We start from the raw sequence: 18971 nt of genomic DNA on the forward strand, positions 1-18971 counted from the left end.
CGTCACGTCGTCGGCCTCATCCCTGAGCGCTTCGGGCACGGCCCGCCGACGGAACCGTTCCCGCCCGCTCGGCCACGACGCGCTCGACCGGACCATGAGCACCTCCCGACCGGCCGAGACGCCACGGCTCCCGCTGCCGACCGCCGGCCGGCACACGACCGCGCCGCGCGAAGCCGGACCCGTCACCAGACGGCGCCACGGCCGGTCCGTGCTCCACACCCGTACCGCTCCGGGGACCGCCCTGCCGGAGGGCGTGCCCCCGAGGGCGGTGCACTTTAGGGTGCTCGACATGAACCGCCACGGCCCCACCGGCTTCCTTGCCGCACAGGTGACCGCCCATGCCTGAACCCCACCCGCTCCTGGCCCACTTCACCGCCGCCTCCGACGGCCGGTTCCCGCCGTGCGACGGCGGGGTGGCCGTGCTGCCGCCGCTGCCCGACGGACTGGAATGCTCCGTCGCCTTCACCGGGCACGCGGTCGTCGCCACCGCTCTGCCCGCTGCCGAGGTGCACGCCGGACGGCCCGACGGCTTCGGCGCGTCCCTGGCACCCGACTTCCTCCGCCGCCTCGCCGGCCCCGGCGGCTGGATCGACACCGTCGACGTCACCCTCACCGCACGCGGCACCGGCGGCCGGCCGCGCCTCGCCGAACGGACGGAGGGGGCGGACACCCACCCACGCGTCCTCCGTGCCCGCGAACTGCGGAAGGACGTCACGGTCCACGGCGACGAACGGGGCATCGTCACCCTGGCCGAGGGCCTTGCCGGACGTCGCGAGCTGAGCATCGAGCTCCATGCCCCGCACGATGCCGGCCGGGGCCAGGGGCGCGGTCTCCTCATCGACGCGCTCTCCCTCGTACCGGACGGCGAACCGGTCTTCGCCGCCGTCGCCCCGGGCAACGCCCGCTCGCTGCGCGCCTTCCTGGCCTGCGGTTTCGTTCCGATCGGCAGTGAGGTGCTCCTGCGACCGGAGCGTCACGGCACCGGGGCGTCCGGGAGCCGGGACACCGGTCGGGCCCTGGGAGAATGACGCCATGAGCTCGAACGAGGACCGGATCGCACAGGCCGAACGCCATTTCGGAGTCCGTTTCCCCGAGGACTACCGGCACTTCCTGGCCACGGAGGGAAGCACGAGCCGGTTCGTTCCCCCGGCGGACGACTTCCTGATGATCAACGCCGTCGCGGAGCTCGTCGGGGTCAACGAAGCCGGTGAGTTCCAGGAACGCTTCCCAGGCAGCCTCGTCATCGGCGGGGACGGAAGCCGCGAAATGCTCACCTACGACTTCCGGCAGGACCCTCCGCCGCTGGTCCTCCTCGACGTCTCCGCCCAGGACTGGTCGTCCGCAGTCCCCCAGGCATCCTCGCTGTCCGACCTGCTCGGACGGTTCCCCGAAACCGGATGGAACTGGAACTGGGACGGCACCGCCCCCGTGTGACGTCATCTGTCCGACGTGCCCGCGGGGAGCGGGGGTGGTGCCGGCACCACCCCCGCAGAGGGGTGCCAGGCCACCTGACCCGCCGCCGGGCGCGCAGCAGACTCTTCCCGAGCACCGGCCCCGGCGCGCAACCGCCGGGCACCGACCACGGACGGGGGAAGAGCGATGACCAGTCACACACGCCGGAGGGTTCTCCGCGGCGCGGCACTCGCGGCGGCCGGCGGCGTCGTGGGGGGATACGGCCCGGGCCACTGCGCCACCGAGGCGCGGGCCGCCACCCGCGGCACGACGGCCGGGGGCGAGGGCGGGGAGTCGTTCCCGTTCCTGGAGGGCGCCTTCGCCCCGGTCACCGAGGAACTCACCGAGTTCGGCCTGGAGGTGACCGGTCGGTTACCGCACGATCTCGACGGCCGCTATCTGCGCACCGGTCCCAACGCGCTGGGCATCGAGGACCCGCGGGCCCACCACTGGATGCTCGGCGACGGCATGGTGCACGGGGTGCGGCTGCGCGACGGGCGTGCCGAGTGGTACCGCAACAGGTGGGTGCGCTCCTCGCGGGTGGCACGGAAACTGGGCGAGCGGTACCCGGGTGAGGTCCCGCCGGACGACTTCGCCTGCAACACCCACGTCATCCCGTACAAGGGACGCATCCTGGCCCTCCAGGAGAGCGGGCCGCTGCCGTACGAACTGGACGGCGAGCTGAACACGGTGCGGCCCCACGACTTCCGCTCCACGCTGGAGGGCGCGTTCACCGCGCACACCAAGTACGACGTGGCGGCGGACGAACTGCACGCGGTGACGTACTACCCGACCTGGGACCACGTGCGGCACCTCGTGATCGACCGGACCGGCCGGGTGGCACGGACCACCAGGATTCCGATGGCGGGCGCGCCGATGATGCACGACTTCGCCCTCACCGGGAAGCACGTGGTGATCGTCGACCTGCCGATCACCTTCGACCCGGCGGCCGCCGAGGCGGGCGCACCCGTGCCGTACGTCTGGAACCCGGACCACCCGATGAGGGTGGGGGTGATGCCGCGGACCGGCGGTGCCGTCCGCTGGTTCGGGATCGACCCGGTGTACTACTCGCACACGCTCAACGCCTACGACCACGGCGACACCGTCGTCATGGAACTCACCACCATGCCCGCGCCGTTCCACGCCGCGGGCCGGGGCGACGGCGGCCCCTCCGCGACCGGCACGCCCGTGCTGGAGCGCTGGAACATCGACCTGCGGGCGGGCCGGGTCCGCCGCACCCGCATCGACGACCTGCCGCAGGAGTTCCCCCGCGTCAACGAGTCCCTGGTGTCGCGGCGGCACCGCTACGCGTACGCGGCGAGCGCGGCGGAGATGTGGCGCGCCTACGGGACCGTCGACGGAGTGCCGTCGGACGGAAGCTTCACCAACTGCCTGGTGAAGCACGACATGCTGCGCGACAGCCGGCAGGTGCACCGTTTCCCGGCCGGTGCGGCGGCCGGGGAGCCGGTGTTCGTGCCGCGCCGCGGGGCGCGGCACGAGGACGACGGCTACGTCCTGGCCTACGTGCACGACCCCGACCGCGGCGCGAGCGACCTGGTGGTCCTGTCCGCGCAGGACTTCACCGGCCGCCCCCTGGCCCGCGTACATCTCCCGGGACGGGTGCCGCTCGGCTTCCACGGGAGCTGGGTGCCGGACGCGTGAGGAAAACGGGTGCGGGACGCGCGCGGGGGGCGCGTCCCGCACCCGGGACGGCCTCGGATCGCGGCGACGGGGACGGGGACGACGGGTGGCTTCGCGCCCCGGCGGCCTGTTCATCATGTCTGCGTCGCAAGCGCATGACGCGGCTGCTGAACCTGTTGTCACCCCCGGCTCCTGCGGACTTCTGTCCGATGACGCGTTGTCATCTGTAGGCTCCACGCGTGACCACTGAACTCCCGGGCGACGCCGCTGTGCCAAGCAACTCCGGTGGGAGCAAAGGTGGTTGGCCCGCGCGAATCGCCTGGGGCGCTCTCGCGTCGCTGCTGGCCGCGTTCGCCGTTCTCGAAAGTCAGAAGTACGGCGTGCCGACCACGGTCGCCGCCCTGGTGTCCTTCGTGCTGCCGGACCTGGCGCGGCTCGTCGGCGTCCGCCCGCCCGGCACGCTGCACCAGGCCGTGAGCCGTGGATGGATTCCCCTCGTGGTGCTGGTCGGCTACACCGTCGGGCCGATCGTGTGGCCACCGCTCTTCACGGCCGGCCTCGGCCGGCTCACCCGCATCGCCCTCGACCGGACGCGCGGAATCGGGCCCGCCTCCGCCTGACCGGACTCCCGGTGGTTCCCGGCCCTGGCCTTCCACCAGGAGTTTCGCCGCTCCGCAGGGCCGTTCGACGGGTGGCCGCTGCCGTCGAGTTGGGAAAGGCGCGTTGACGCCCGGGCCCGACGGGCCGCAGTTCGGCACCCTCCCCCTTGACGGCTAACGCCGTTAGCCATACCTTGACGCATGCGGCTAACGCTGTTAGCCATATTGATCGGGCGTCATGGGGGGCTGCAGTGAGCACTGCCACCGCCGGCACCGCGCGGGGCGGTCTCCTGCCCCGGCCCCGCCGAAGAGCATGGGAGGGGCCATTGCTGCCCTTGGGAACGTCGGCGGTCTCCGGCGGGGAGCACCCGTCGCTGACAGTCGCGCGCACGTGCTCCACCGGACCGGGCCCGTTCTCATCGGGCCCCGCGCAACACACCGCAAGCATTCGATGCCCGGGGCCCGCTCCGTCCCCGGTCCCGCCCGCCGCCCGGACGGCGACTTCCGGCTCCGGACGGCTCACCCGCATGGTGATCGCGCGAACGGCCCGCCATGGCTGACCGCGCGCAGCAGATCATGGTCGCCGCCCGGGAACTGCTCGATGCCGAAGGGCCGGATGCGTTGTCGATGCGGCGCATCGCCGAGCGCGTCGGCATCCGGGCGCCTTCCTTGTACAAGCACTTTCCGGACAAGGCCGCTGTCGAGGCCGGGCTCCAGGTGCAGGGGATGACCCGCCTGGCGGAGGCCCTGGAGGCCGCCGGGGCCGAGATCGGCACCGACCCGCCCCTGCTCGTGCTCGCCCGCGCCTACCGACGGCATGCGCTCGCCGGTCCGCACCTCTACCGCATCACCCACAGTCGGCCGCTCGCCCGCACCGCACTTCCCGAGGGACTCGAAGACCGAGCGGCACTGCTGCTGGCCCGTGCGGTGCACGGCGACATCGACATCGCGCGCTCGTTCTGGGCGTTCGCCCACGGAATGGTCGTGCTCGAACTCGACGGCCGCTTCCCGCCCGGCGCGGACCTGGACGCGTCCTGGCGCACCGGCTGCGAGGCGTTCGCCCGGACAGTCCGGAACAAGACCTGGGGAGACACCGCATGACCACCATCGCCAAAAGAACCGCTCCCGGTTCCGCCGTCCGCACCGCCGGATACGTACACGCCGCGGCATGGATCCTCGGGCTCGCCGCCGCATGGGGAGCCGCACCCGAAGTCGGCGACACCCATGCCGAGATCACGACCATGTACGCCGACCGGCCGGTCCAGACCCTGGTCCAGGCGCTGTTCGTGCACGGCGTGGCAGCGGTCGGCCTGCTGGTTGTCGGATCGGGACTGGTCGACCGGGCCCGCCGCACCGGCAACACCGCAGCCGGATGGGCCGGATGGGCCGGGAGGGCCGCGGGGGCGCTCGCGGGCGTGCAACTCGTCCTGGAAGTCATCGCGATATCCGGAGCCGATCCGGCATCACCGGGCAGGACCGGCGCGCTGTTCGAGGCGGTCCAGCGCACGGACGGTGTCAAGATGCTCGTCCTCGCCGCGCTCGCCGCCGCCACCTGCGCGGCCTCGCGGCACAGCACACTGCTGCGGCGGGGGGAGGTCGTCATTGGCTGGGCCCTCGCCGTCACGATCACCGTTTCCGGGATCGGTTACCTGCTTCTGTCCACCGCCTTGACCCCGGTGGCGTTCATCTCGCTGCCCCTGCTGCTGATCTGGATCGCTGCACTCGGCGCGGCCCTCGGACGCCGGACCTGAGCACTGCTCGCCCGACCGGACGGGCTTCTGATCAAGGGGCTCGGGAAGCCGTTCGGTGCATGCCCGATCCGCCGGTCTCGCCGGTGCGGCCCGGCCTTCCGGAGCATCGGGAGGGGTATCGCCGTGAATCGACTGGATCCAGCTGTCGTACCGGCCGCTCCTCGACCGAGCAGCCCGCCCCGGGCCGACGACCGACCCCCGTCGAATGGGTGATGGCCGACGGGTGCTCAGGGCTTGAAGGCCATCGCGTCGCCCTTTTGGCGGGTATCCCGGTCACCCCTTCTTCCGGGGGCGATCGAGCACCAGGTCGGCGGCGTGGGCGAGTACTTGGGCCCGAGTGCGTTCGCCGTGGTCGGCGGCGAGGAAGTGGCCGCCGATCGCCGCGCAGAAGGCGAGCAGGCTGCGGGCCTCGACCTCGTCGGGGTCGGGGCAGAAGGTGCCGATCATCTCGCGCAGCAGGGCCATGCGCTGGTTGTCGACGCGCCGCAGGCGCTCGGCGACCGACTCGTCGTGCCGGGCCCAGGCGCGGATCGCCAGGTCGATGGGGAGCAGGCGGTCGTCGGAGAAGGTCAGCATGCCCGCGCGGTGGATCCTGGTTCTCGGGTCGCCGCCCTCGCGCTCGACGCGGGCGATCACCTCGTCGGTGCTCTCCCGCTCCCAGGCGTCCAGCATCGCCTCCAGCAGCGCGTCGCGGTCGGCGAAGTGCCCGTAGAAGCCGCCCTTGGTGACGCCGAGCCGCTTCGCCAGCACTTCGACGCGCACCGCGTCCGGCCCGGCGGTGGCCAGCACGGCCAGGCCCTCCTCGATCCACCTGTCACGTGGCGTACGCGTCGCGCCCACGATGTGCCTCACCTCACCTCGTCGCCAGGTATACGGCACCGTATATCTGGGCTACCGTCCGTTTATACGCTATCGTATACATGAGCGGAGACGTGATGTGTCGGCAAGTTTCGGCGAGCGTGAACGCAAGCCCTGCCGTGGAGTTCGGTCCGTTCGCCCCGTGTGCGGGCTTCGCCCGGCGGCCCTCGTGAAACCCGACGGCCCGATGGGGCGGGCGCACGCGACCGGTGCGGCCATGGTCGACGCAGCCGTGGGGGTGCGTGCCCTTCCCGAGTCCTTCCGCGCCCTCGGCTCGTTGCCGGCCATCGACTACGCCGATCGCTTCACCCTCGCGACGGATGCCCCGGCGACACCGGAGCAATGGGCCAGGGCGATGTTCGGCGACGTCCCCGGCTTCGCCCAACAGGTGATCTGGCGCGGCCTGTTGGGGCTTCGGCTCAGTCGCGGGCGGTCGCCGGACACCGTGGCGGGCTGGCGCGTCACCGGGCGCGGCGAGGACTGGATCCGGCTCGAGGCCGCCTCCTGGTTCCTGTCCGGCAACCTCGTCGTACGGGTGGGCGGCGGAAAGGTGTCGTTGGGAACCTTCCTGCACTACGACGGACGCCTGGGCCGCAGGGTGTGGCCCCCGTTGTCCGCCATCCACCGCCGACTGGTCCCCGGCCTGCTCCGCGACGCGGTGGCGACGGTCGAGGACCGTGCCCGGCCCGATGGCGACCGCGACCGGCCCGGCGGTGACCGCGACCGCGCTCCGGAATCCCGGAAGGGGGGAATCCGATGAACGGCCGGCGAGCCGTTCCCCGCAGCCGCCACGTCGAGCCCGACCCGGCGGACACCATCGGCACGCTCGGCCGTTGCGACCACATCGACGCCGTGGCCGTCGATGTCCCGCAGGGCACGAGCGCGCACGACTTCGTCCGGGCGATGCTGGGCGCTCCTCCCGCGTCGACGACCCGCCTCCTGAGGCTGCGGGACGCGCTGGTGAGGCCCTTCGGGCTCAAGGGCACCGACCGGAGCGAGGGGACCCGGATCGAGGAGGGCGGCAAGGCGGGGCCGCTCCACCTGTACCGGGTCGGGGAGGACTCGGTCGTCGCCGGCAAGGACGACAAGCACCTCGGTTACCGGTCGACCTTCAAGGTCCGCCCCGGTCCGCACGGTCGGGAGGGCGTCGTCACCACGGTCGTACGCTTTCACGGGTGCGCCGGACGGGCCTACTTCGCCGTGATCAAGCCCTTCCACGTCCTCATCCTGTACAGCCTCGCCCGGCACGGCGCGGCGGTGCTGGCCGGTACGAAAACCACCTCGCGGGAGCCGACGGCCGGGAGTCGGACCGGTCCGGGCCCTCGGGCCGGGGACCCCACCCGGAACCCGAACGGATAGCCCCGTACGGAAAATAAGTACGACTACTCACGCCCCGATCGGCCCCCGCCCCGACGATGAAGATCGACACCGTCGAGACGGGGAGACCGTTCATGCTCAGCCGCATCGCCGACATCCTGGTGCCCGCCGTCGGCCGCCTGTCGGTGACCACCGACCCCGGCGTCGAACTCGCGCCCGGCAGCATCGTCGCCGCGAACCACACGTCCCTGGCCGACCCCGCGATCGTGGTCGCCGCCCTGCGCCGGCTCGGCGCCGAGCCGGTCATCATGGCGGCCGCGGGGTTGTGGCGCATCCCGCTGCTCGGCCGCGCGCTCGTCCGCGAAGGGCACATCCCCGTCCTCCGCGGCGACCGGCGTGCCGCCGCGGCACTGGACACCGCGGCAGAAGCCCTGGAGCGGGGGAGCCTGGTCCTCATCTACGCCGAAGGGGGCCTGCCCCGTCGCAGGGACGTCGCGGAAGAGGCGCCCGGCACCTTCCGCAGCGGCCTGGCCCGGCTCGCCGAGCGCACCGGAGCACCCGTCATACCCGTGGGCCAGGCCGGAGCCCGCCGGATCACCTCGGGCAACCCCGTCAAGCAGCTCGCCGGTCTGGCCACGGCACCCCTGCGCCGACCGGACCTCCATGTGCACGTGGGGGCGCCGCTGGAACTGACCGGCACCCGCGCCGCCCGGACGGCACGGGCCCGCACCGCGGTGACCACCGCGTGGCGAACGGCGGCCGCCCACCTGCGCGAGCCCGCCGCACTCCTGCACACGACGCCGGCCTCCTGAGACGGACCCGAATCCCGTCCCGCGACGACCGGATCTCCGTGCGCCGGATGCGCCGGAAGTGCAGGAAGCTCCGGATCCATCGGAGATGCCGGAAGCGCCGGGACATGGGGTTTGCCGAAGCGGCAAGAACTGTTGCCCGTCTTGATGCGGGAGTCGCAGCCTGATCCCGGTCGGGAAAGCCGAAACCGAGAGATACCGAAAGGCTGCATGATGACTACCAGCGAAGGCGTCGGGCCCGCACCGGAACCCCGCGACCACAAGCCGGTCAACAACCGTGTCCACCGTGTTCCGGCCGGCGAACTGGACGGCTACGCCGCCATCAGCGGGGGCACGGTCGGCTCGAAGAAGCTCTGGATGGGGCTGGTGGAGAACCCGCCGCTGAGCTCGACGGACAACCACCACCACGGCGATTCGGAGGCCGGTGTCTACGTGGTCAGCGGCCACCCCGTGTTCGTGTACCACGACGGCACGCGGGAGGTGCGGCTCGCCGCCGGACCGGGCGACTTCTTCCTCGTCCCTCCGTTCGTCCCGCACCGGGAGGAGAACCCCGACCCGGACGAACCCGCAGTCGTCGTGATCGCCCGGACCACCCAGGAACCCATCAAGGTGTCCGTGCCCGAGCTGTACCGACTCGATGGGCCGGGCGCGTAGCAGCAGAGCCCTCGACGCCCGGCGCCCGACGCGCTGTGCCCGACGTGCGGCCGTGTGCCGGGGATATCATCCGGCATTCGTACGCACGGCGGGCAGCGCCTGCAACCGGCAGAAGTGGTGGGCGGCATGAGCGACATGTGGACCGGGGAGAAGGTGCGTCTGCGGGGTGTCGAGCCGGAGGACTGGGAAGGTTTCCGCGACCTGGCCCGGCACACCGTCGATGTCCGCGACGCCGACCTGATCGACCCTCCCCGCTCGGAGGAGAGCTTCCGCGCCTGGACCGCCGAGCGCGCCGGACGCCCGCCGGGCGGGGAAGCGTTCCGGCTGGTCGTCGAGGGGCTGGCCGACCGTGCCTTCGCGGGATCCGTGACGGTCGGCGAGTTCGACAGCCGGGCGGGAAGGTTCAGGACGGGCATCGAGATCACCCGCGGGAACCGGCGCAAGGGTTACGCGGCCGAGGCCACCGAACTGCTCCTCACCTACATGTTCGCCGAGCAGCGCTGCAACAAGTGCGAAGTGGAGATCCACGCCTGCAACGAGGCTTCCCTCGCCCTTTACCGGGCTCTGGGCTTCGTCGAGGAAGGACGGCTCCGCCAGCACGAGTTCTTCGCCGGCGACTACCACGACGTGGTGCTGATGGGCATCACCGCCTCCGAGTACTGGACCACCCACCGTCCCCCCTCGGTACGGTGACCGCGCCGAGGGCCCGCGTCACAGGTCGTCGACCCGGACCAGCCCGTCCTGGATCGCCCGTGCCAGGAGCGCGGCCTTGGTGGGCGCCGCCCTGCCGCTCATCGCGTACTTGACCCTGATGTGTTCGAGGTGGGTGTTGACCGTGCGCGGCGAGATGCCCAGGCGTTGGCCCACGAAGTCCTTGGACTCGGACTGGAACCACTCGATCAGCACCTCGGTCTCGCGCGCCGAGAGCGTCGGCCGGCCGGTGGAGCGGTCACCGGCCAGCGCGCCCGCCAGCGACGGCGGGGTGTACGCACGACCCGATGCCGCGGCGGTGGCGGCTTCGAGGAGGTGCTCGGCCCCCTCGGCCTTCGTCAGATAGCTCAGGGCTCCCAACTCCAGGCAGTGCAGGGCAATTTCGTCGTCCGCCCGCATCGAGTAGACGACGACCCGTCGCCCCGCCCCGGCCAGTCTGCGCAGCTCGCCCATGGCCGGTGTCGGCCCGCCCAGATGCAGGTCGAGGATCACCACGTCGGCGGTGGCCCCCTCCCCGGTCCACGCGACCCGGACGTCGTCACCCGACGCCGCGACCCGGATCGGCGGGGTGCCGGTGGCCAACCAGTGGGCGACCCCGGCACGTACGGCGGGGTGGTCGTCGACGATGACCGCGCTCAGCCCTGTCGCTCGTGCCATCTGGCCTCCAGCCGCAGGTACTCACCGTAGACACCGTACTCGACCCCGACCCGGCCGGTGGAGGCGATGACCACGTCGGCACAGGCATCGGCCACCACCGCGACGCGTACCTCCTCGGCGGTGCGCAGCACGCTCACCCTGGCCCGGCTCCGCGCCGCGGACAACGCCGCGACCACCGGTCCGGTCAGCTCGCGGCGCACCTGCGGGGGCACCGGCACGACGGCGCCGCTGATCGCGAACGACACGTCCACGCCCCGCTGTTCCGCCGCGTCGACGCACGCGGTGACCTCGTGCACCAGCGGGTCCGGCACGTCGTCGTTCTCGGCGAACAGCCGGCGCAACTGAGTCGCGGCCAGCGCACACCGCCGCCGGGTGTCGTCGTCGCGCGGATCCAGCTCGCCGTCGGCCAGACCCGCGAGCAGTGGCAGCGTCGCCCCCAACTGCCCGGCGAACACGCTCCGTCGGCCCCGTTCCCACTGCTGCGCCGCCACCATCCGCGCCACCAACCGGTCCTGTTCCTCGGCGACCGCCGCCGCCTCGCGGCTCTGCCGGTGCAGCACCCGCGTGATCACCACGACCGCCAGCTGGACGTCGACCGCGCCGAACGCGGCGGCACCGGCCGCACCCGCCGCGGCACGGTCCGGCACACCCGCCGACAGGAACAGCCCCGTGCTCGTCACCAGATGTGCGGCCAGAGCCGTGACCAGCACCCGGGGCCGGTCCAGCAACAGCAGCAACAGGTGCCACCCCACCAGTCCGAACGACCAGTCAGGAGCCTGGAAACGCCGTTCCGGGTCGATCGCGACCCCGGCGCAGAACGACGCCGCGAGCACCACCGCCGTTCCGGCCGTCACGAGGGCGAAGGGCAACGGCCTCCGGCGCAGCACCCATCCGCAGCAGACCGCGGTGACGCAGGCCAGGGCGACGAAGGCGGTCACGGCGAGCCATCGGTACCGGTACTCCTGCGCGAGCAGGGGGTGCAGGCTCAGGCCGAACTGCAGAACGCCGGTGGCACAGACCAGGATGATCCGCATCGTCGCGTGAACGTGGTCACCCGCCGCGCGCCTCTCGCTCGCCGCACGCCCCTCGCCTGCCTCGCGTTCCTCATCCACCGGGCCACACCAATCTCACGGCGACCCCCGCACCGGGACACGAGGTGACCGTGGCACTGCCGCCCACGGCGGCCATGCGCTCGATCACCGAGTTCCGGATCCCGCGACGGGAGCCCGCCACCTCGTCCGGGCGGAACCCCACCCCGCGATCGGCCACCACCACGACGACCCGCTCGCCCTCGCCGCGCGCGCTCAGCGAGGCGGTGTCGACCCCGGCATGCCGCTCGACGTTCACCAGCGCCTCGTGCACCGCACGCACGAAGGCGAGTGCCACCGAGGCCGGAACCAGCGGGGTGTTCTCCGTGCGGACGTCGACGGCCAGCCGGCCGCGGCCGACGACGGCACGCAGCGAGGCCGCCAGGTCCACGGCACCGTCCTGGGCGGTCGCTCCCCCCGAGGTACCGGTGAGCACCGCGAGGTCGTGCCGGGCGTACTCGGCGACCCGCTCCGGATCCGTCTCCTCCGCCTGTGTCGTCACCAGGAGGAAGGTCGACGCCGCCGTGTCGTGCAGCAGCGCGAGGTACTCGCGTTCCTGCCGGTGCCGCGCCAGTGCGGCCGCCTCCGCGCGCACCAGCGCCGACCGGCGTTCCCGCAACTCGTCCACCCGCCTGCCCGACCGGCGGAGCAGTACGAAACCCAGCCGCGCCAGCAGGCACTCGAACACCAGGCGCGGCAGCAGGGTGCCGACGACACCGGTCCCCGCCGCGGCCAGGTCGACGGCGAGCAGCCCGGCCGTGACGGGCACGGCGACCGCCGGGGACCACTCCCACTGGAGTGTGATCGCCGTTGTGGTCAGCACGTTCAGCGCCCACGGGTTCAGCGGTCCGCCGGTCCACTCCTGGGTCGCGCAGACCGCCACCACCCGCAGTACGGCGAACGCCAGTGACAACGCCGCACCCCGTCCCGTGAACCCCGCCCAGCAGTCCACGCCGGCCCCTGCGAGCACCAGCCCGAACAGGGCGAATCCCAACGGCAGGGCCCGGTCGGGCACCGCGAGAAGACCGAAGACACTGATGACGGCCACCGTGATTCCGCGCACGGGAGGGACCAACCGGTGGGCGGACGCCAGGAACCGCGCCTCGACACCGTCCCGCGCCTCGACACCGCCGCGCATCTCGGAACTGCCCCGGGGCGAGGTCGACGGCCCGCCGCTCACCGGACCGGTCCGGGTGCCGGGCCGTTGGTGCCGCCCTCCTTGCGTGAGGGCGGGCGGAGCACTCGAACGACCGGTGCGACACCGCGGGATGACGGTCCGTGCATCGGATCACCGTCCTCCCGGGCCGAACCGGTCAACTCGCCTGCCGGGCAAGGAACCCGGCGACGCGGGACTATACCGAAGCCGTACGACGACTCCTCGCGCCGGACGCACGAAGCACCGGACGCACGAAGTGCCGGACACGCGAAACGGTGGACGCACGAAACGGCGGACACGCGAAACGGCGGACATGTCGTATCCCGTACGTCGGTCGAACGTCCGATGCCGAACGGGCCGCCCGTTGCTACTTTTCGGCGCGCAATGCTCCCCGGCGCGGGAGCCGGGTCGACAGCGGGAGTCGGGTTGATATCAGCAGCAGGAGTCAGTCGTGCATGGATCGCGATCGCCACGGTATGCGCGGCTCTGGTGGTCTCACTCGGCCTCGTGCGCCCGGCCGCCGCCGCTCCGGCCTGGCCCGTCCTCGACAACGGCACGACCGGGGCCAACGTGGCCACCGCCCAGTACCTGCTGCGCGGTCACGGTTACGACATCTCGGTCGACAGCGACTTCGGCCCGGCGACCGAGAACACGGTGGTCGCCTTCCAGCAGTCCAAGGGATACGCCGCGGACGGTGTCATCGGCGCGGAGACCTGGCCGGGCCTGATCGTCACGGTCCGCGAGGGCGAGAGCGGCGACGCGGTCGCGGCGGCGCAGACCGCCTTGAACAAGTACGGTTACGGACTTGCCGTGGACGGGCGGTTCGGCCCGGCCACCGCCTCCGCGGTCACCTCCTTCCAGAGTGACAAGGGGTTGTCCGCGGACGGCATCGTCGGCCCCGAGACCTGGCGGAACCTCGTCGGTCTGGGCGGCGGCGGTGGTGGCGGGGGCTGCACGGTGCCGGACGAACCCGACCCCGAGGTGCTCCGGATCGTCTACCGGACCGGCGTCCGACTCGGCGTCAGCGACAAGGTGTTGCTCGCCGGGTTCGAGGCGGGCGTGGTCGAGTCGAACATGAACAACCTGGACTGCGGCGACCGGGACTCGCTCGGGGTGTTCCAGCAGCGCCCGTCGCAGGGCTGGGGCACGCCGGAGCAGATCATGGACGTGTCGTACGCGTCGAACGCGTTCTTCACCCCCGCCATCCGGGTGGCGGCGAACAATCCGGACCTGTCCGCGGGCGAGGTGGCGCAGGCCGTGCAGGTCTCGGCCTACCCGGACCGCTACGACGCCGTGGAGGGCACCGCCCGCGCGCTGATCGAACGTGCCAAGGAACTCCTCGGCCGGTCGTAGGCGACACGGGACGGCACCGGAACGGTACGAGACGGCCCCGTAACGGCACGGGGACGGCACCGGAACGACATGGGAGCCGCGACATGACGGGAATCCGGTCCCGATCCCCGGGCGCCACGACCGGGGACGGCCGCACGGCGCGCCCCCACGGCCCGGGGCCGGGCGGTGAACGGTCAGGCGGGCGCCGCCGCGGCGACGACCGGCCGCGGTACGGACCCGGTGCCGTCCCAGGACGGCACCGGCCGCTCGTCGAACCCCTCGGGCCGGGCGATGGGATGGTCGAGGAGGACGTCCTCGACGACGGCGAACGCGGCCACGAGCGTCTCGGCGTGCGGCACGAGGGCCGCGACGACGGCTTCGGAAGCGTCCTGCAACTCCCTCACCTGCGCGCCGGTCAGGTGCCCGTCGGCGAGCAGATCACCACTGTGCGCCATGACCTGGCGCAACGCGAACAGCCGGTGAAGCAGGGTCAGTTGCTGCCGTGCATCGTCGTCGGTGGCTTCCGCCGCCGCCTCCAGGAGGGCCTGGCCCGCCCGGCGCACCGCATGGGCGTCGACCAGCTTCAGGGCCGAGTTGACGGTGTTGTTCCACCGGTTGAGCGGATCTCCCGGCGGGCCGCTGCGCAGACGCCCGCGCGCCCGCCGGTGCCAGATGCGCTCGACGTCGCCCAGCAGGTCCTGCAGGAAATCGGTGTCGGCGAGGTGCCGGGCCGCGGGGTCCTGGTCGCAGGGCTGCTTCGGGGTGAAGTGCCCCAGGAGCATCTCGCCGGCCGCCTTCACCCAGATCACCAGGTTGTCGCCCTCCGCGGTGATCGTCCCCTCGTTGGCGGCGAGTTGACCGGCGATGCCGTTGGCGAGGAAGAGCCCCTGGGCGCCGCAGCGTTCCCGGCACTCGGTCATGACCCCTCGCGCCTGCCAGGTGATCCAGCCCTTCGCGATCGCCGTGAACCGCTCGCTGTCCTCCCGCTCCGACTCCTGTCCGTGTTCCGCCGCATCGACCCAGCGCCGGACCGCGACCCGGTGCAGCAGCGTCGCCGCGTAGGTGGTGGCGACGGATTCGAGGAGCGGGGTGTGATGACTCCGGTGGGCGAACAGCGGAACGCTGCCACCGGCCGTCACCCCGGCCGTCCGCCGGTTGAAGGCGTGCCGGACCGCCACGGCGACCGCGTGACGGTGACGGCGGTCACGATGCCGCGGAAGTCGAAGGCCCGGCAGCCGGCGTCGCAGGCGATCCCGCGCCGCCCGCCCCGACGCCGGCAAGGACCGACCACCATGACGCAAGACACGCTCCTGCGGCGGATCCTCGACCACTCCGCCCGCGCCGACCCCTATCCGCTGTACGCCGAACTCCGCAGGACCCCGGTGCTCCGGGACGGGGACGACCTGTTCGTCGTCAGCACGTACTGGGAGATCAAGGGCCTGCTGCACGATCCGCGGATCAGCTCGGACGCCCGCAACCTCTCCCCCGGCGCCGCCGGCACCCTGCTCCAGGAGGAGGAGGACTCACCGCTGCCGCCCGCCTTCCTGCGGCTGGACCCGCCCGAGCACGACCGGCTGCGCCGGATGACGATGCGTCCGTTCGGGCCGCCGGAAACGCCCCGGCGCGTGCACGACATGCGCGGCGAACTGACCCGCATCGTCTCCGGCCTCATCGACGACTTCGGGGACCGGAGGCGGGTGGACCTCGTCGACGACTTCTCGTACCCCTTCCCCGTGACCGTGATCTGCCGGCTGCTGGGGGTTCCGCGCGAGGACGAGGCGCGCTTCCACACCTGGGCCGACACCATCGCCGCCGGTCTCGACCCGGACCCCGGCCAGGACCCCGGCGAAAGCCGCCGCGCCACCCGGCAGGCCCGCACCGACCTGGGCCTGTACCTGGCCGGGCTCATCGACGAACGCGGCGGGGCGCCCGGTGACGACATGCTCTCCGCCCTGGTCACCCAGCACGGCGCCGACGGGCGGATGACCCGGACGGAGGTGCTCAGCACCGCCGCCCTGCTGCTGATCGCCGGTCACGAGACCACGGTCAACCTCATCACCAACGGGATGCTCACCCTGCTGCGCAACCCCGGCGTCCTCGAACGGCTGCGCACCGACCCCGGACTGGCCGCCCCGCTCGTGGAGGAACTCCTGCGCTTCGAACCGCCCGTGCAGTTGCTCCCGCAGCGCACCACCCTCGCGGACATCGACATCGGCGGCACCACCATCCCCCGGGGCGCCGCCGTCTGGCTCGTCCTGGCCTCCGGCAACCGGGACCCGAAGCGGTTCGCCGATCCCGACCGCTTCGACCCCGACCGCCGGGACAACCAGCACCTCGGCTTCGGCAGCGGCATCCACAACTGCTTCGGCGCGCCCCTCGCCCGGCTGGAGGCGCAGCTCGCCCTGACCGAGCTGGCCCGCAGGCTCGACAACCCCCGCCTGGTGGCGGACCCGCCCCCGTACCGGCAGAACGCCGTGCTGCGCGGACCCCGGCACCTGGAGGTCGCCTTCGACGGACTCCGCGCCTGAAGGTCCGGGCGGACGTCTGTTTCGGGTCGGGGCCGGCGGCGATGATGGGCGCACGGCCCACTCCGCCCGGTGGGCATGGCGCACCACCGACCTACGGAGTGTGGTTCAGGTGACTTCCGGTTCGGCCCATCGGCGTGCTGACGCCCGTGACGCGGCGCTGGCACATGCGGTCCGGGAGGGGCTGCTCGGCCCCCGATCGCCCCTGATCGGCCTCCTCGACGTCGACGGGGTGCTGGACGCGGTGGACGCGCTGAACGAGGCGTTCGCGGGACCGGCCACCGTGCAGCACACCTTCGCCGCCAAGGCGTGCGGCCTCGTGCCGGTGCTCCGGCTGCTCGCGGACGCCGGGATGGGCTGCGAGGTGGCCTCGCCCGGGGAGCTGGAACAGGCCCTGGCGGCCGGTTTCCCGTACGACCGGATCGTCTTCGACAGCCCGGCGAAGACGGTCGAGGAGCTGGAGTTCGCCCTCGCGCACGGCATCGCGATCAACCTCGACAACTTCCAGGAACTGGCCCGGGTGGACCGCCTGCTCGCCGGGCGGGAGCCCGCCGGGCCGATCGGGCTGCGGGTCAACCCCCAGGTGGGGGCGGGTGCCATCGGTGCGATGAGCACCGCGACGGCGACCTCCAAGTTCGGCGTCGCGCTGCGCGACCCGGGGGCCGTCGAGGCGATGACGGAGGCCTTCGCGGCCCGGCCCTGGCTCAACCGGCTGCACGCGCACGTCGGTTCCCAGGGCTGCCCGCTGCCGCTCATCGCCCGGGGCGTCGGCGTCGCCCACGACCTGGCCGAGCGGATCAACGAACGGCTCGGCCGCACCCGGATCACCGGGCTCGACATCGGCGGCGGTCTGCCCGTCAACTTCGACGACGAGGACGACCGCCCCACGTACGCGGACTACGTCGCCGAACTGCGCGCCGCGGCCCCCGGCCTCCTCGACGGCCGCTACACCCTCGTCACCGAGTTCGGGCGGTCGCTGCTCGCCAAGAGCGGAACCGTCGCGACCCTGGTCGAGTACACGAAATCCGCGGGCGGACGGCAGATCGCGGTCACCCACGCGGGGGCCCAGGTCGCCACCCGTACCGTGTTCATGCCCGACTCCTGGCCGCTGCGCGTCGGGATATTCGACGCCTCGGGCCGCCCCAAGCAGGGCCCGACCCAGGTCGTCGACATCGCCGGCCCCTGCTGCTTCGCCGGTGACCTCACGGCGATCGGGCGCGAACTGCCCGTCGTCGAGCCCGGTGACGTGGTGGCGCTGTACGACACCGGGGCGTACTACTTCTCCTCGCACTTCTCGTACAACTCGCTGCCCAGGCCCGCCGTTTACGGCTATCGCACGGGCTCCGACGGGCAGGTGCGCCTCGCGTCGGTGCGCGCGGCGCAGAGCGTGCGCGAGGTGGTCGAGGAGAGCGGGCTCGCGCAGGTGGACGCCCTGGTGGAGCTGCGCGCCGGGTGAGTCGGCGGGCGTCAGGTCGTCTCCGGCCGTACGGACCGGGGCGCTTCCCGGCGTACGGGGCGGAGGGCCTCCCGGCGTACGGGGCGGAGTGCTCCGTGCCGTACGGTTCAGGGTCTGCGGCCGAAGAACTCGACCTCGGCGAGGGCGAGTCGGCGGTCCCGGCCCGCCCCGTACGCGGCCTCGGTGGTGAGCCGGGCCCGGACGATCTCCGAACCGCGCAGGTCGAAGGTCTGCTGGCCCGGCTGGTCCTTGAGCCTCAGCTTCCGTTCGACCGACGTCCCGTCGGCGGAGGTGAGCCGGACGGTGATCCGCGCCGGGCGGGCCCGGTCGAGGAACTCGTCCTTCCTGGCCGAAGCGCCCGAGAAGAGGACCACCTTCAGCACCCGTACCGGCTGCTCGAAGTCGCACTCCAGGTACTGGCCCACCCCCGTGTCGGGCCCCGCCTCCGCGGGTGACCAGTAACGGTTGTTGAAGCCGTCGAACGCCGCGCCCGCCGGATGGCCCGGGGCCGTGCTGGAGGCCCGGAACCGGGTGGGCGGCACCGCCTCCGGCGTCCCGGTCTCGTCCTTGGCGAGGCCGAGCCACCCGGACAGGTGCGGCAGGGCGAACCACACGCCGCAGGCCAGCAGGATCAGCACGATCGGCAGCGCCAGACCGGGGCGGCGCCACAGCCGGCGCCGCGGCCGGGTGCCGGCGACGGGTGCCCGGCGCGGTCGCCGCCGGAAGATCCGGCGCCACCAGGGAGGCCGGACGTCGGGCGGCGGCCCCGGGTCCAGGAGCAGTGCGCAGCGCACGCACAGGGTGCGGTCGGGGGCGTTCTCCGTACGGCAGTTGGGGCAGCGGACGGGCGCGGCGTTCGACGGCTTCAACAACCGTTACTGGTCACCCGCGGAGGCGGGGCCCGACACGGGGGTGGGCCAGTACCTGGAGTGCGACTTCGAGCAGCCGGTACGGGTGCTGAAGGT

The 18971-nt window shown here is 72.6% G+C and carries 20 protein-coding genes; 14 read left to right on the plus strand and 6 right to left on the minus strand.

The window, feature by feature from the left end; genetic code table 11:
• Window positions 1–338 precede the first annotated feature (338 nt).
• The 6 genes from EAO76_RS13990 to EAO76_RS14020 all read left to right on the plus strand — a co-directional run bounded on the left by EAO76_RS13990 (window position 339) and on the right by EAO76_RS14020 (window position 5443).
• Complete coding sequence (locus EAO76_RS13990) at window positions 339–1028, plus strand: hypothetical protein (protein WP_148836268.1); 690 nt, start codon at window positions 339–341, stop codon at window positions 1026–1028.
• 4 nt (window positions 1029–1032) lie between these two features.
• Entirely contained in the window at window positions 1033–1434 is a 402-nt protein-coding gene (locus EAO76_RS13995) for an SMI1/KNR4 family protein (RefSeq protein WP_148836269.1), read from the plus strand.
• Window positions 1435–1599: 165 nt separating this feature from the next.
• Entirely contained in the window at window positions 1600–3114 is a 1515-nt protein-coding gene (locus tag EAO76_RS14000; RefSeq protein ID WP_148836270.1) for a carotenoid oxygenase family protein, read from the plus strand.
• A gap of 218 nt (window positions 3115–3332) precedes the next feature.
• Entirely contained in the window at window positions 3333–3713 is a 381-nt protein-coding gene (locus tag EAO76_RS14005; RefSeq protein ID WP_148836271.1) for a DUF4260 domain-containing protein, read from the plus strand.
• 531 nt (window positions 3714–4244) lie between these two features.
• Window positions 4245–4793, plus strand: a complete 549-nt coding sequence (locus EAO76_RS14015; RefSeq protein WP_148836272.1) for a TetR/AcrR family transcriptional regulator — start codon at window positions 4245–4247, stop codon at window positions 4791–4793.
• Complete coding sequence (locus EAO76_RS14020; protein ID WP_148836273.1) at window positions 4790–5443, plus strand: hypothetical protein; 654 nt, start codon at window positions 4790–4792, stop codon at window positions 5441–5443. The genes EAO76_RS14015 and EAO76_RS14020 overlap by 4 nt, the downstream gene beginning before the upstream one ends.
• A gap of 273 nt (window positions 5444–5716) precedes the next feature.
• Here the strand turns inward: EAO76_RS14020 and EAO76_RS14025 are convergent, their stop codons facing one another.
• On the minus strand, window positions 5717–6295 hold the full coding sequence (locus EAO76_RS14025) for a TetR/AcrR family transcriptional regulator (protein ID WP_148836274.1): 579 nt from the start codon (window positions 6293–6295) through the stop codon (window positions 5717–5719).
• A 223-nt stretch (window positions 6296–6518) separates the two neighbouring features.
• On the opposite strand from EAO76_RS14025, the gene EAO76_RS14030 reads away from it, so the two are divergent.
• The 5 genes from EAO76_RS14030 to EAO76_RS14050 all read left to right on the plus strand — a co-directional run bounded on the left by EAO76_RS14030 (window position 6519) and on the right by EAO76_RS14050 (window position 9774).
• Entirely contained in the window at window positions 6519–7061 is a 543-nt protein-coding gene (locus EAO76_RS14030; protein WP_148836275.1) for a DUF2867 domain-containing protein, read from the plus strand.
• A complete protein-coding gene (locus tag EAO76_RS14035) occupies window positions 7058–7660 on the plus strand; it encodes a DUF2867 domain-containing protein (protein WP_148836276.1) in 603 nt (200 codons plus the stop codon). The genes EAO76_RS14030 and EAO76_RS14035 overlap by 4 nt, the downstream gene beginning before the upstream one ends.
• A 92-nt stretch (window positions 7661–7752) precedes the next feature.
• Window positions 7753–8430: a lysophospholipid acyltransferase family protein gene (locus EAO76_RS14040; protein ID WP_148836277.1), complete on the plus strand. Its 678-nt coding sequence runs from the start codon at window positions 7753–7755 to the stop codon at window positions 8428–8430.
• A gap of 210 nt (window positions 8431–8640) precedes the next feature.
• Window positions 8641–9081, plus strand: a complete 441-nt coding sequence (locus EAO76_RS14045) for a cupin domain-containing protein (protein WP_148836278.1) — start codon at window positions 8641–8643, stop codon at window positions 9079–9081.
• A 126-nt stretch (window positions 9082–9207) separates the two neighbouring features.
• Complete coding sequence (locus EAO76_RS14050) at window positions 9208–9774, plus strand: GNAT family N-acetyltransferase (protein WP_148836279.1); 567 nt, start codon at window positions 9208–9210, stop codon at window positions 9772–9774.
• 18 nt (window positions 9775–9792) lie between these two features.
• On the opposite strand, the gene EAO76_RS14055 is transcribed toward EAO76_RS14050, so the two are convergent.
• The 3 genes from EAO76_RS14055 to EAO76_RS14065 form a co-directional block, all read right to left on the minus strand.
• Window positions 9793–10449 (minus strand): response regulator transcription factor, encoded by a 657-nt coding sequence (locus EAO76_RS14055; protein WP_148836280.1) that lies wholly within the window; start codon window positions 10447–10449, stop codon window positions 9793–9795.
• Complete coding sequence (locus EAO76_RS14060; RefSeq protein WP_148836285.1) at window positions 10428–11483, minus strand: hypothetical protein; 1056 nt, start codon at window positions 11481–11483, stop codon at window positions 10428–10430. Before EAO76_RS14060 ends, EAO76_RS14055 begins: the two co-directional genes overlap by 22 nt.
• Window positions 11484–11553: 70 nt before the next feature.
• Window positions 11554–12675: an ATP-binding protein gene (locus tag EAO76_RS14065; protein ID WP_262375455.1), complete on the minus strand. Its 1122-nt coding sequence runs from the start codon at window positions 12673–12675 to the stop codon at window positions 11554–11556.
• Window positions 12676–13152: 477 nt separating this feature from the next.
• On the opposite strand from EAO76_RS14065, the gene EAO76_RS14070 reads away from it, so the two are divergent.
• Window positions 13153–14046, plus strand: coding sequence for a peptidoglycan-binding protein (locus EAO76_RS14070; protein ID WP_316248338.1), 894 nt, complete (start codon window positions 13153–13155; stop codon window positions 14044–14046).
• A gap of 173 nt (window positions 14047–14219) precedes the next feature.
• On the opposite strand, the gene EAO76_RS14075 is transcribed toward EAO76_RS14070, so the two are convergent.
• Entirely contained in the window at window positions 14220–15203 is a 984-nt protein-coding gene (locus EAO76_RS14075; RefSeq protein ID WP_316248337.1) for an acyl-CoA dehydrogenase, read from the minus strand.
• 114 nt (window positions 15204–15317) lie between these two features.
• Here EAO76_RS14075 and EAO76_RS14080 point away from each other — a divergent pair, with 114 nt between their 5' ends.
• Entirely contained in the window at window positions 15318–16553 is a 1236-nt protein-coding gene (locus EAO76_RS14080) for a cytochrome P450 (protein WP_148836282.1), read from the plus strand.
• A gap of 109 nt (window positions 16554–16662) precedes the next feature.
• Window positions 16663–18006, plus strand: coding sequence for a diaminopimelate decarboxylase (locus EAO76_RS14085; protein ID WP_148836283.1), 1344 nt, complete (start codon window positions 16663–16665; stop codon window positions 18004–18006).
• Between the two features lie 107 nt (window positions 18007–18113).
• On the opposite strand, the gene EAO76_RS14090 is transcribed toward EAO76_RS14085, so the two are convergent.
• Window positions 18114–18800 carry a discoidin domain-containing protein gene (locus EAO76_RS14090; protein WP_262375457.1) on the minus strand — a complete coding sequence of 229 codons (687 nt, stop codon included), beginning with the start codon at window positions 18798–18800 and terminating at the stop codon, window positions 18114–18116.
• Window positions 18801–18971: the final 171 nt, after the last annotated feature.

The sequence above is a fragment of the Streptomyces sp. sk2.1 genome (assembly GCF_008120935.1).
GTDB lineage: Bacteria > Actinomycetota > Actinomycetes > Streptomycetales > Streptomycetaceae > Streptomyces.